Source organism: Aminobacterium sp. (genome assembly GCF_034926885.1).
Lineage (GTDB): Bacteria > Synergistota > Synergistia > Synergistales > Aminobacteriaceae > Aminobacterium.
The window spans coordinates 28,420-41,577 of the sequence record NZ_JAYFQR010000018.1; the positions used below are offsets into that span (position 1 = coordinate 28,420).

General features: G+C 42.7%; 11 protein-coding genes. All 11 read right to left on the minus strand.

The genetic code is table 11. The features are described 5' to 3' along the window. Positions 1 to 23: 23 nt before the first annotated feature. The 11 genes from VB083_RS08280 to VB083_RS08330 all read right to left on the minus strand — a co-directional run bounded on the left by VB083_RS08280 (position 24) and on the right by VB083_RS08330 (position 13,111). Positions 24 to 1,628: a gamma-glutamyltransferase family protein gene (locus VB083_RS08280; RefSeq protein WP_323401953.1), complete on the minus strand. Its 1,605-nt coding sequence runs from the start codon at positions 1,626 to 1,628 to the stop codon at positions 24 to 26. A 36-nt stretch (positions 1,629 to 1,664) separates the two neighbouring features. Next, positions 1,665 to 2,387 carry a FadR/GntR family transcriptional regulator gene (locus VB083_RS08285; protein ID WP_213691317.1) on the minus strand — a complete coding sequence of 241 codons (723 nt, stop codon included), beginning with the start codon at positions 2,385 to 2,387 and terminating at the stop codon, positions 1,665 to 1,667. Positions 2,388 to 2,550: 163 nt separating this feature from the next. Further along, positions 2,551 to 3,546, minus strand: coding sequence for a C-terminal binding protein (locus VB083_RS08290; RefSeq protein ID WP_213701644.1), 996 nt, complete (start codon positions 3,544 to 3,546; stop codon positions 2,551 to 2,553). Between the two features lie 31 nt (positions 3,547 to 3,577). Continuing rightward, entirely contained in the window at positions 3,578 to 4,861 is a 1,284-nt protein-coding gene (locus VB083_RS08295) for a TRAP transporter large permease (protein WP_213701643.1), read from the minus strand. Positions 4,862 to 4,889: 28 nt separating this feature from the next. Beyond that, positions 4,890 to 5,393, minus strand: coding sequence for a TRAP transporter small permease (locus tag VB083_RS08300; RefSeq protein WP_213691314.1), 504 nt, complete (start codon positions 5,391 to 5,393; stop codon positions 4,890 to 4,892). A 95-nt stretch (positions 5,394 to 5,488) separates the two neighbouring features. Continuing rightward, entirely contained in the window at positions 5,489 to 6,502 is a 1,014-nt protein-coding gene (locus tag VB083_RS08305; protein WP_213699571.1) for a TRAP transporter substrate-binding protein, read from the minus strand. Between the two features lie 91 nt (positions 6,503 to 6,593). Beyond that, a complete protein-coding gene (locus tag VB083_RS08310) occupies positions 6,594 to 7,367 on the minus strand; it encodes a glycyl-radical enzyme activating protein (RefSeq protein ID WP_323401954.1) in 774 nt (257 codons plus the stop codon). Positions 7,368 to 7,381: 14 nt separating this feature from the next. After that, a complete protein-coding gene (locus VB083_RS08315; protein WP_213691311.1) occupies positions 7,382 to 9,805 on the minus strand; it encodes a glycyl radical protein in 2,424 nt (807 codons plus the stop codon). Between the two features lie 21 nt (positions 9,806 to 9,826). Continuing rightward, entirely contained in the window at positions 9,827 to 10,996 is a 1,170-nt protein-coding gene (locus tag VB083_RS08320) for a pyridoxal phosphate-dependent aminotransferase (protein ID WP_323401955.1), read from the minus strand. 34 nt (positions 10,997 to 11,030) lie between these two features. Further along, complete coding sequence (locus tag VB083_RS08325; protein ID WP_213691309.1) at positions 11,031 to 12,272, minus strand: LeuA family protein; 1,242 nt, start codon at positions 12,270 to 12,272, stop codon at positions 11,031 to 11,033. An 83-nt stretch (positions 12,273 to 12,355) separates the two neighbouring features. Next, positions 12,356 to 13,111: an IclR family transcriptional regulator gene (locus VB083_RS08330; RefSeq protein ID WP_213691308.1), complete on the minus strand. Its 756-nt coding sequence runs from the start codon at positions 13,109 to 13,111 to the stop codon at positions 12,356 to 12,358. Positions 13,112 to 13,158 lie beyond the last annotated feature (47 nt).

A 13,158-nucleotide genomic window follows, 5' to 3' on the forward strand; every position in this document is an offset into this window, starting at 1 on the left:
TTAAGAGACCTGGCTTTATTTCTTTACCAAGCAGCAATTGAACCATCAGCCCGAGGCTCGGTTGCTCCTATCAACGTTCCTTCAGAGGTTTTCAAGATAATTTCTCCCCGCCCAAAGGTATTTGAATCAAGAGCCATACGAATATGATGCCCCATTTGTTGTAATTTTTGCGCTACCGAAACGGGAAACCCCGGTTCAATAGCTACATCCATATCGCCAACCCACTGCCATCGTGGAGCATCAAGAGCCTCTTGAGGATTCATTGCGAAATCCAGCATATTCATTACAACCTGAACATGCCCTTGCGGTTGCATATATCCCCCCATCACACCAAAGGGACCTAAGGGGTCTCCATCTTTCGTTATAAAGCCAGGAATAATCGTATGATAAGGACGTTTACCAGGAGCTAATACATTGGGATGGGCCGGATCGAGAGAAAAGCCCTTTGCCCTGTTATTTAAGGCAATGCCAGTTTGCGGAATCACAATACCTGACCCAAAACCGGTGTAGTTACTCTGTATAAATGAAACCATATTTCCCTGTTCATCAGCAGTACACAAGTAAACCGTTCCGCTCGCTTCAGGATTTCCTGCTTCAGGTATAGACGCCTGGTCGTGAATGGAATTGCGCCGTACATCACCATAATGATCAGAAAGCATTTCTGTTACAGGAACATGGCTAAACCGTTGATCGGCCACATAACGATGGGCATCAGCAAAAGCCAGCTTTATTGCCTCAATCTGTTTATGACAGGTCTCAGCACTTCGCTGAGAGAAGGAAAATCCCTTCAGCATATTGAGGGCCATCAAGACTATAATTCCCTGGCCATTAGGAGGAATCTCCCATATATCGTATCCTCTGTACTGCACAGAGATGGGATCAACCCACTCTGGGGAATGTCGCTCAAGATCTTCAGAGCTATAAAAACCACCAGTCTGATTTGAGAAATCTAAAATTTTCTCGGCAATCTCCCCAGTATAAAAGGCTTCTCCTTCAGTTTTTGCTATGAGATCAAGGGTATGGGCCTGCTCTCCACAACGCCACAATTCACCTGCACGAGGAGCCCGGCCTTTCGGACAAAAGGTTTCAAACCAGGGATTAAACTCTTTTCCATGAAGTAGCTTTACATATTTTTCGTAAGCCAAGCGCCAATTATGAGCCACTGTTACAGCCACTGCATGCCCATTACGTGCATACGTTATAGCAGGGGCCAAACTTTCAGCCAACGAAAGATTTCCCATTTTACGAGCAAGAAGCGCCCATGTTTTAGGTGCTGCCGGAACCGTAGCGGAAGCCCATCCCTGCTCTGGAACCTTCTGCCATCCCCGCTCTCGAAAAGCATCTGCATCAAAAGACAACGGAGCAGCACCACTACCGTTTATGCCGTGGAGAGCTCCATCTTTCCAGATAAGAGCAAAGTTATCGCTCCCCAAACCGTTACTTGTAGGCTCTACAACAGTTAAAGCTGCTGCCGTAGCAATAGCTGCATCAACAGCATTTCCACCTTTTTTCAATATATCTAACCCAGCCTGAGCAGCTAAAGGATGGGATGTAGCCACCATCCCTCTGGAACTATAGACAACATTTCTTCGCGACGGATACTTATAGTGGTAAGGATCAAAATTCATGTTTATCACCTCAAATCCATTATGAAGTATATCCTTTTACGCCTTCTCTCGCACCTCTCTATCAAATTCATGTTGCGAAACAACATCCAACGTTTCAGATACGTTTTTAAAATGTATCAGCATTTCCCTTTCAGCTAAATCAGGTGCCCCCATGTCTATAGCGTTAAGAATGGCTTTATGAATAGTTGTAGCTTTCTGAATTTGTCCAGGATTTTTTACAAGTTCTATATTCGACTCTAAAAGCAGCGGCTTCATGCCTTGAAGCATATCAACCAAAAGAGAATTCTGTGTTGCTTCGGCAAGAGCTTCATGAAAAGCATAATCAGCTATAACATACTTTTCATTTTCATCCTGGCATGAAAGAGATTCTTCAAAAATAGAATGCAAGGAAAGCTTAGCTTCCTCTGTAGCTCGCTCTGCAACAAGGCGAACAACACCTACTTCTAATATTTTCCGTACTTCCACGAGTTCCATAAAGGAGAATTTTTTCAATAGATAACTAAACTTCAAATGGTCAGCAAGAATATTAATATTATTGTTCAGATAAATACCATCATTTGATCGTATATCTAATATCCCCATATATTGAAGTGCCCGTATGGCCTCTCTGACCGAAGATCTGCTTACAGAAAAAATTTCAGCCATCTCTCTTTCCGGCGGAAGTTTTTCCCCAGGCTTTATTTCTCCTCTTAAAATTATTTCTTTTATCTGTCGAATAATCTGTTCTGAAATAGTACTCTTCTCTATTTTTTGTAACATTGCAAACTCCTTCGTCTAGGAAAAATAATATCAACGGCCGTTGTCTTCATAATGTGTTCGCTTTGAAAAATAGGCAGAAACCTCAAATGAACACGAGATTTCTGCCCTTCTCTTACAAAATTATAAAAGGAAAATCTGAATCGTTGTCTTAATCTTAAAAGACCTATTTATAAGCTTTCGCTGTCTCTATAGCAGCTTTATTTAAAATATTAAATGGCTTTTCTCCAGAAAGAACTTTGCATGCAGCTTCTGCTGTTTTTGTTTTCAAATCTGCAAAAGATTCATTTGACTTGTATCCAACGTGGGGGGTGAGAACTACATTTTCGAAGGAGAAAATTTCCATACTTGTATCTTTAAGAGGCTCTCCCTCAATAACATCCAGTCCTACTGCTCCTATTTTACCTTGCTTTAGTGCTTCAACAAGATCATCGTAAGAAATAATGGGGCCTCGTGCAGTATTGACTATCAGCACGTCATCTTTCATCTTATTAAAAGCTTCAGTATTCAGCAAATGGAATGTATCCTCCGTACAGGGGACCATAATAGAAATAACATCAGAAATTTTGTAGAGTTCATCGAGATTCACACGCTTAACATTATTCTCTTCAAATACAGTGTCAGGAAGAAAGGGATCATATGCAACAATGTCAAAACCAAAAACTTTTGCATATTCTGCTGTCTGGCGAGCAATTCGACCAAACCCGACAAAACCAAGGATTTGTCCTTTAAGTCTCTTTATGGGATAACCAACAGAATCGTCCCATCTGCCACTACGGATAGCTCGATCATACAAAGCTACTTTTCTTTCCAAGGCAAGGATCAGAGAAAAGGCGTGACTGGCTACTTCTCCCACACCGTAATCTGGAACATTGCAAACGAGAACTCCATGTTTTGAACAGGCGTCCATATCTACTGTATCTACACCAACACCAAAGCGGACAACAACCTTACACTTCGGCAACTTCTGTAAAAGGCTCTCTGTAATATCAGAATAAACCACCAGAAGGCCATCGGCATCTTTAGCCTGTTCTGCCAATTCCTCTTCATTACGGCAATTTAAAATCTCAAAATCAAAACCATACTGCTCACAAACTTTTTTGGGTAAATCAAAGGTTTCTCCAGGATAACTATATCCATCGGTTACAACTATCTTAGTCATTACATTTCACCTCTTAAAATAATAAGACTCTCTATTTAGCAAGCATTTGCGGCAATAGAAGAGATACCGCAGGGAAAATAACAATAATCAACAATGTAACCATAAGCACCAACAACCACGGAATGATGGCCTTGGAAATCTTTTCCATTGAAATATTTGCAATACCGCACGTTACAAAGAGGTTGACGCCAAGAGGCGGGGTTATGAATCCAATAGCGAGGTTAACAACCATGGCAATACCGAAGTGAACAGGATCGACACCTATGGCCGTCACCACCGGAAGAAGAATGGGAGCCAAAATAATGATGGCTGCAAGAGTTTCCATAAAGCATCCTACGAAAAGCAACAATAGCATAATCAGAGACATAACCACAAACTTGCTGCTTGAGAAGGATATAATAGCCTCTGCCAAGCGTGTAGGAATCTGTTCAAAGGTAAGAATTCTGCCAAAGCTTGTTGCTGTTCCTATAATGATCATAACCGTAGCCGTTACAAGTGCAGCAGAAGCGATAACGCTAGGAACGTCTTTTAAAGAAAGATCTTTATAAATAAAAACTCCAACGAAAAATCCGTAAATAACTGCAACTGCTGCCGCTTCTGTGGGAGTGAATATGCCACCGTAGATTCCTCCAAGAATAATTACAGGAACCATAAGAGCCCATTTGGCCTCATTGACAACTTTCCATCTTTCCTTAGAGGTGTACTCGATTTTTTCTCCACAATATCCGTGCTTTTTCGAGTAAAAATATGTCCATCCAATTAATGCCAACCCAATAAGCATTCCCGGGACAAAACCTGCAATAAACATAGTACTTACAGAGACGCCTGTTGATACGCCGTAAATAACCATGGGAATGCTGGGCGGAATAATAACGCCAATACTTCCAGCTGAAGCAATAAGTCCAGAGGTAAATCCTTTATCGTATCCTCTGCGAAGCATCTCTGGAACCATAATGCCTCCAATAGCAGCAACTGTTGCCGGCCCGGAACCGGATATGGCCGCAAAGAACATACATGCCACAACTGTAACTATTCCAAGACCTCCTGTATATTTTCCGAAGAAAATATTCGCTACTTTAAGAAGTCGTCTTGATATGCCGCCTTTCCCCATAAGTTCGCCTGCCAAGATAAAAAAGGGAACGGCCATTAGCGGGAAAGAATCTGCAGAGGTTGTTAAGCTTTGAGCCAAATAGCTTACGCTCACGTCTCCGCTATAGACAATTGTTGACATAGCTGCCAACCCCAAGGCTATTCCTATGGGTGTATTTAGTATGAGGAATATAACAAAACTACCAAAAAGAATAAGAGATACCATCGTAAATCCTCCAATCAAACCTTCTTGCTTACTCTGCTGCCGTCACGCTATCCGTCTTTTCAGAGAAGTTGCGTATCTTGCGAATAAGGCTCTGAATCAATCGGATACATACAAGAGAGAATCCCACCGGAACAGCCATATAAACAATCCACATGGGAAGTTCCATTCCAGGAGACAACTGTCCCAGATTCTGAATGGTATTGCTTACTTCAAAGCTCTTGATAACGATAATGACGGCAAAGAACAAGAAAAGTAGATCAGAGATAATAAGAAGAACCTTTTGCCAAAAAGAAGAAAGAACTGTTAAAACCGCCTCAATTTTGACATGCTTGTCTTTTTTAACACCGTAACTTATTCCTATATATATCATCCATATAAACATATATCTGGCCAACTCTTCAGACCATGAAAGGGATGATTTCAAAACGTATCTCATGAAAACTTGAATGCCTATGATGATGCTCATCCCGGCAAGAAGAATGATGACAAGTATTTCCTCGAAATAGTCATCTAAAAAACGAAACAATTTCATAGGGAAAATCTCCTCTCATTTAAAAGCCTTCCGCAGAGAGCCCTCTTTCTATTCCCTGCGGAAGGTATATTTCTAATGCTTAGCCGCAATAAGGTTTATTTTGACGAACCAACGAAAAGGTCAACTATTTCAGCACTTGCCTTTTCTTTCACCATATCTGCGACTGGAAGGAGTTTCTCTTTAAATTCGTTTCTCTGCTCATCGTTAAGTTCAACGATCTCATTACCAAATTCAACAAGTTTCTGTTCAGCATCCACATCATTCTTCATGGCTATTTCACGTTCATAGTCAACAGCTGCTTTAGCGGCTTTATCGACAATCGCTCTATTTTCGTCAGACAGCTTGTTATAGAAATTCTTGTTAATAACCATGACGTATGTTGTGTAGATATGCTGAGTTTTGGTGATATATTTCTGAATTTCATTGAACTTCGCTGCATGGATAAGCTCGAATGGGTTCTCCTGACCATCAACGGTCTTTTGCTGCAATGCTGTGAAAAGTTCTCCAAATGCCATGGGGGTGGGGTTAGCACCAAGAGCCTTCCATGCTGCAAGATGAACGGGGTTTTCCATTGTTCTTAATTTAAGGCCGTCCAAATCAGCGGGAGATTTTACCGGATTTTTACTATTGGTCAAGTTTCTGAAACCATTCTCAAAATATCCAAGTCCCTTAAGATTGAAGTTATCAAGAGTAGCAAGCAAAGTCTGACCGGGATTACCATCAAGCATCTGATAGGCATCGGCTCTATCCTTGAACAAAAAGGGAATGTCGAGAACAAAGAATTCTTTGTCAAAAGCAGCAAGAGGAGAATTTGATGGAGCTGTCATCGTAAGATTGCCCATCTGAACAGCTTCTATTAACTCTCTGTCACCGCCAAGCTGCTGATTAGGATAAATTTTAACGGTCATTTTCCCGTTCGATTCAGCTTCGATAACCTCTTTAAACTTAACCCATCCCTGATGCATTGCATTTGATTCAGGAACACCATGCCCTACGCGAATCTCCAATTTTTTGGCAGCCAAAGCTGCATCAACTCCGGTAGTTGCAAGAAATGCGAAGACGACAAATACACATAAAATTCCCCAAACCATATTTTTCAAATTTTTCACTTGTCATTCCTCCTGGCCGAAATCGATTATCAGCACTCTACTCTGCTGAAAAACCGTCTGTATTTTCATTTTGTCTTGCAGTATTTTCCTTTTACGAAACTAACACCTCAAAAGAGAAGCGCTCTTTCAATCTTTTCGCTTCTGCTTCCACTCGCTCTTTCTCAGGAGCCACTACATCGTTTAAAGAATATGTGCGCCCCAATTTGGTATATTTGGATACTCCCAAACGATGATATGGAAGAAGATGAAGTTCACTGGCTCCTATTTCTTTAGCAAATGCTGCGGTCTCATCCAAATTGCAACCATCGTTATAGCCTGGAATCAGTGGAAGGCGAATAATTATTCGTCTTCCACTTTTGGCTATTTTCTCTGCATTCGCAAGAATAAGCTCGTTGGGAGCCCCTACAACTTCTTCGTGGCGGCTTGAATTCATCATTTTGATGTCAAAAAAGACAACATCCGTTTTTTCAATAACAGGAGCCATAAGGTTCCATTTTTGAAAACCAGATGTTTCTATGGCCGTATTGAAACCATGCTCTTTAGCGACAGTCATCAACGCTGTTGAAAACTCCGGCTGCATGAGCGGTTCCCCTCCAGAAAGGGTCATTCCCCCTCCAGATCTTTTGTAGAAAACACTGTCTTTCTCAACAACACGAATAACGTCATCAACCGTAACCACTTTTCCGACCATTTCCGACCCCATCATCTCAGGAGAAGCATTCTGAGACTCTGGGTTAGCACACCAGGGACACCGAAGTGGGCATCCTTTCAGAAAAACAATAGTCCGAATTCCCGGTCCATCGTGAAGGCTATATCTTTGTATATTGAAGATGCATCCGTTAAGCGTACGAATTGAGTTATCCACAGCCCTCATCACCATTAGACCGTCTGGTGTTCTGTTCTTCGAATAATGTCGTCTTGAAGTTCTTTATCCAACTCGACAAAACGAGCACTATACCCTGCTACGCGAATGACCAGATCTTGATAGTTTTCAGGATGCTTCTGCGCATCTCGTAACGTAGCTCCATCTACAACGTTAACCTGAACTTCCTGACCTTTAAGATCAATAAGATATGCGCACACAAGGTCTGCAAACTTGTGAAGGGCTTCATCCCCATCCAAAGCTGTTCTGCTAAACTTTAAATTCAGGACGTTGCCTTCCATAAGTCGTGTCTGATCAATCTTGCTCGCAGATTTAAGAACCGCCGTGGGGCCTTCTTTATCTGCTCCATTCGATGGAGACATGGAATCAGATACGGGCATTGTAGCTTTTCGACCATCTGCCGTAGCTCCTGTCTTCCAACCATGGGGAACTGTAGCCCCCAAGGTCAAAATCATCGATGTGTAGGGTCGACCATCAATATCCTTATGTCTTTCAATCTCATCGAAAGTAAGGTTGGTCATTGTCTGAACCATGGCGTCAGCATCTTCATCGTCGTTGCCATACTTAGGTGCATCAAGCAACATCTTCTGAATTTTTATCCCGTTTTCCCCAGCAAAGTCACTATCCTGAGCACTCTTTAGTTCCGCCATAGTTATTTGTTTATCGTCAAAAACCACTTTCTTCACAGCAGCCAGGGAATCGGAGGCCGTTGCCATCCCCACGTGAAGAATAGGTGTGGCGCCCCAAAGAGATCCACCCCATGTCATATCCTTACCGCTCTCAATACACCCCTCGATCAGAGCTGAAAGAAACAAATGAGGAGTTAGATCTCTTTGGACCATATCGACTACTGCTGCGTTGATAACCTGTTGAGTCACAAAATAGTTCATCTGGGCTTTCACTGCATCAATGACACTATCAAATGACTTGAAGTCGTTGATATTGCCAGTTTTAGGGCCAATCTGTTCTCCAGTAAGTCTATCAACGCCATTGTTAAGAGCTAAATCAACAACTCGGGCAACGTTAAGGAAGCCACCATTTACACGCCCCTGGAAGCCGCGAGGAGCAAGCTCAACGCAACCTACAATTCTAAAGTCTCGAACTCTATCAAGAGGCATATCGGGAAGTGTTCTATGAATGGCAGCCATACAGGCATCATCACCGAACATGGCAGGAACACCTGTTCCAAGTCGTACGATTTCAGCAACCCTCAAAATAAAATCCTGAGGAGTTTTCTCGTTGAAACGAACTGTAAACTGAGGGTTCGTCAAACGGATATGCTCCTGGCTGTTCAACATAAGATAGCTCAGCTCGTTAACGGCATTTTCTCCTTCAGGAGTCTGCCCGCCGATAGTCAAATTCGGAGTCATCGGGAACCCCGGATGAATACGAATAGACTCACTATCCTGAACTTTGATAATCTCGTTGAATTTGAGCCAGAGGCAGTCAAGTAATTCTTGTATTTCGTCGATGGTATAACGACCATCGGCTATATCTTTTACATAGTAGGGATAGAGATATTGATCTAATCTTCCCGGAGAAACGGAATCTCCGCTAGTCTCTGTCTGAATGATCAGCTGCATAAACGCAACGGCCTGAATAGCATCCCAGATATCACGGGCAGGATTCTCAGGAACCCATGAACAGACATCGGCAATCTTTTCAAGCTCACTCTTCCGAGCAGCATCTTTTTCTTCTGCAGCAAGACTTCTTGCCTTTTCCGCATACCGTCTGGCATAGCCAATAACGGCATCGCAACATACAAGAAGGGCTTCATAGAAAAGTCTCTTATCAAGATCTTCTGCTGTCGTTAAATCAAGTTCGCTCAGCTTCTGACAAATCTCCTCTTTAATTCCTTTAAGCCCGACCTTCAAAAGCTTGGGAATATCGTAGGCTACGTGACCATATCCGTTACGCTCAAAGAGATCACGAGTGAACATATAGGCATCGCGCACCCGTTTCGTCTCTTCGGGAAGCATGGCACGATAACGCTCATGAAGAGTTTTTCCATGCCAATATGGGAAAATTCCCTTAAGATCGTCTTTTACTTTCTGAGGAACTATAAAGGTATCCTGAGTTCTTGTCTCAAGCATCTCGTCTATCTCTTCTTCGAGCCATGCCGTTGCATACTCAGGGAAGAGTGGCGCAGATCGTCGCCCGTTACTACCATGGCTACCGACTATCAATTCGCCATCCCAGATGTTTTGCGTCATATGATCCATTATTTTCTTGAAAACCAGCGCTCTTCTCATAACCCGTGGAGTATTTTCAGTTTCCTTATATGCCTCTGTAACAAGCAAGGCGCGCTCGCTGCACAGAATCGGCTTGGCGGAAACCACATCTTTACGCATATGGGCTATACGAGGGCTTATCTGTTTTCTAAAAACACTTTCGTCATAGGAAATCTCTGACCGTGTCATCAATATGCCTCCCCTTAGGAGTTAAGCATTAACTGTGCAATACTTTTCAACGTACCGTCCAATACGGCGAACGGCTTCTTTGAGGTTATCCTCAGATGTTGCAAATGATATCCGGATAAAGCCCTCTCCCATTTTTCCGAAGTAGGATCCGGGAACAGTAACAACCTGCTCTTTATCGAGAAGATCGATAGCAAATTCTTCTGATGTTTTACCTAATGCGCTTATATTCGGGAAAGCATAGAAAGCGCCAGCCGTTTTAGAACATGAAATTCCAGGTATCTCATTGAGTCCGTCAACAACAATATCTCTTCTGCAAGTATATTGTTTCAACATATCCAGAGTGGCTTCCTGACTGCCAGTCAAAGCTTTCGCTGCTGCGTGCTGTATAAAGGTAGGAATACAGTCTGTCACAGCCTGCTGAAGGCAGCACATATTATTGATAACCTCTTCAGAAGCAACGGCATACCCAATGCGCCAGCCTGTCATAGCGTATGTTTTGGAAAGGCTGTTAACGATGATGACATTGTTGCGTATCTCGGGGAATTGCGCAGGAGACACGTGCATGGCTCCATCGTAAAGAATGCTCTCGTAGACCTCGTCAGAAATAACCATAAGGTCATGCTCTCTTACTACCTTTACGATTTTGCTCATGGTATCATAATCAATAACTCCTCCTGTTGGGTTGCATGGGGAGTTCAATACAAGGGCGCGAGTTTTAGGTGTGACGGCCTTCTCGACGTCCTCAGCCTGGAGCCTGAACTGGTTCTTTTCGTAAAGGGGGACCAACACGGGCTTCAGGCCTACTACGTGAAGCTGCGTTAAGTAGTTTGAGTAGTATGGGTCTGTAACAAGAACTTCATCGCCAGGATTGAAGTTTGAAAGGAAAGCAAGGAAAAGTGATTCCATACCGCCTATAGTTCCAATGACATTCTCCGGCTTAATTTCCAGTCCCATCTCTCTTTTGTACTTCTCAACAACAGCCTCTCTAAATTCAATGGCGCCAATATTACTTGAATAATGGGTCAAATTTTCATCAAGAGCTTTTTTAGCTGCTTCCTTAACATGTGCTGGCGTATCAAAATCGGGTTCGCCAAAGGCTAGGAAGATCACATCTTTATACTTTGTTGAGAGTTGTGCCATCTTCCTGATGCCAGAAGCAGGAAACCCTTCTAGAACCTTCGGTGTCTTCATTTCTTTCACGTCCTTAGTAATACTGAATATGGTGCTACTTCTTAAGAATCTTACGTGCTATTTCTTCAAACTCTCGAAGCTCGAGAAGATCACTCTTTTCGAAGGCCTTCGCTTTTACAGCGTTAACTATCTCTAACTTCAACTCTTTATCATCAGTAGAGAGTCCCAACTGTTCAAGGTAAATATCTACTGTCGGAATCCCGCTCATCTTGCCGATAGTTACTTTCGCATCAGGATGTCCTGTTAAACCATAGAGATAGGGAGACAACTCCAAAGGAGCCTCTTCAGCTGCGTTCTTATACCAGCCTGCAACGATTCCAGACTCGATATCAGCCACATGATCTCCGACGATTCCACGGTTCTGGCGAACTGTAAGGCCTGTCATATCACGAAGGAACTTAGAGAGGGGGTACATCTTATCGTAATTCAAGCCTGTATCTACGCCATACATAGTGAGAAGAGCCAAAGCAACATCTTCGTAGGGAGCATTTCCAGCCCGTTCGCCTATTCCGGAAATAGTTGTGTGAGCTATATCCGCTCCAGCGGCCAAACCAGCAATTGTATTAGCAGCACCCAAACCATAATCATCGTGGAAGTGAATTCCGATTGGTTTATCAGGAATACGCTCCTTAACCTTATGAATCAAATAAGGAACTGCGTGAGGATTCAAACCACCCATAGTATCGACTACGGTGAGTTCATCCATATGACCCTCTGTAGCAATCTTCTGAATCAGGTTGAGGTAATCGTTAATATCAGTTCTGGTTCCATCAATTGTGAAGAACGAAACATACATCCCGTTTTCATGAGCGAATAACGTCGCATCAATAGAGAGATCAATTGTCTTCTGCATATCCCAACGGTAAGCATATTTCACTAAGTGATCGCTTGTGGGAACCTCCATAACGATATGCTTTACGCCACAATCCAAAGCCTTCTGAACATCAACTTTCATGCAACGGGCAAAAGCAAAAATAGTTGGGCCAAGATTTCTCTTTACGATCTCACGAATAGCAGCTTCATCCTGATCTGAAACAGCAGGCATACCAGCTTCAATACGATGAATACCAAGCTCAGCCAACTTCTCTGCCAACGCAATCTTCTGATCTTTATTGAAGATCAAACCAGACTGCTGCTCTCCATCCCGAAGGGAAACGTCATGAAACTGAAGATTCTTAGAAAACTCGACCCCCTTTCTGGCCTCTTCGGAAAAGTTCCACGGACTCGTGTACCAATCTTCCGTCATCCACGGTGTTTTTGTTTCCAGAAATTTCATAAAAAACGCACCTCCTGTTTTAAAATGTAACGATTAATAGACCAATAAAAGTTAATGGTCTGACCATTAAAAACTACCTTTATTTACGCCCCAAACTTCGCCGATATTGCCGCAGTTACTTCACGAAGTTTTCTTCCAACTAACGCTGATTTTTCGTCGTCAAAACGGAATGCTGGAGCAGATACGCTTATAGCACCTATGGGATAGCCCTTAGAATCACAGATAGCAGCCCCTACACAACGAATTCCCGGCTCGTTTTCTTCTATTTCTTCGCTATAGCCAAGCTTTCTCCATTTAGCAATCTGATCGCGCAAGACCTCTTTGTCAGTTATGCTGTTGGGAGTACGGGGAGTAAATTCTATTTTTTCCATAAACTCGTTAAAAACATCTAAAGGAAGAGCAGCTAAGATAGCTTTCCCAGCGGATGAACTGTGAAGTGGTAATTTGGACCCTACTGCTGAACGGGTGATGAGAGGCTGAGGACTTTCAACTCTTTCGAGATAATAGCCTTCTCCATTTTCGAATATAAAAAGATGAATCGTCTCTTCTGTAAAAGCTAATAATTCTTTTAAGAAGGGAGCACTTACTGCTGATAAGCCAGAACGTTTTCTATAAGAATTAGCCCAAAGAAGAACTCCAGGACCTATTTGATATTGGCCACGCTCGTTCTTGAGAACGAGACTATAACCTAATAGAGTATTCAAAATTCTATGAACTGTCGCTTTCGATAACTCCACCGAACGGGCTATTTCAGAAACTCCAATAGCCTCTTGTTTTTCAGAAAGAAAACCCATTATTGAAACTACTCTATCAACTAATTGCAAACTATTTTCTGCCATTTTCTCACCTCCTGGTTCCGCTCAGAGAAACGCATGTCCATTCAGTG

Coding starts and splice junctions, on each gene's coding strand:
- VB083_RS08280 (WP_323401953.1), bottom strand. CDS start 1,628: ATGAATTTTGATCCTTACCACTATAAGTATCCGTCGCGAAGAAATGTT.
- VB083_RS08285 (WP_213691317.1), bottom strand. CDS start 2,387: ATGTTACAAAAAATAGAGAAGAGTACTATTTCAGAACAGATTATTCGA.
- VB083_RS08290 (WP_213701644.1), bottom strand. CDS start 3,546: ATGACTAAGATAGTTGTAACCGATGGATATAGTTATCCTGGAGAAACC.
- VB083_RS08295 (WP_213701643.1), bottom strand. CDS start 4,861: ATGGTATCTCTTATTCTTTTTGGTAGTTTTGTTATATTCCTCATACTA.
- VB083_RS08300 (WP_213691314.1), bottom strand. CDS start 5,393: ATGAAATTGTTTCGTTTTTTAGATGACTATTTCGAGGAAATACTTGTC.
- VB083_RS08315 (WP_213691311.1), bottom strand. CDS start 9,805: ATGACACGGTCAGAGATTTCCTATGACGAAAGTGTTTTTAGAAAACAG.
- VB083_RS08320 (WP_323401955.1), bottom strand. CDS start 10,996: ATGAAGACACCGAAGGTTCTAGAAGGGTTTCCTGCTTCTGGCATCAGG.
- VB083_RS08325 (WP_213691309.1), bottom strand. CDS start 12,272: ATGAAATTTCTGGAAACAAAAACACCGTGGATGACGGAAGATTGGTAC.
- VB083_RS08330 (WP_213691308.1), bottom strand. CDS start 13,111: ATGGCAGAAAATAGTTTGCAATTAGTTGATAGAGTAGTTTCAATAATG.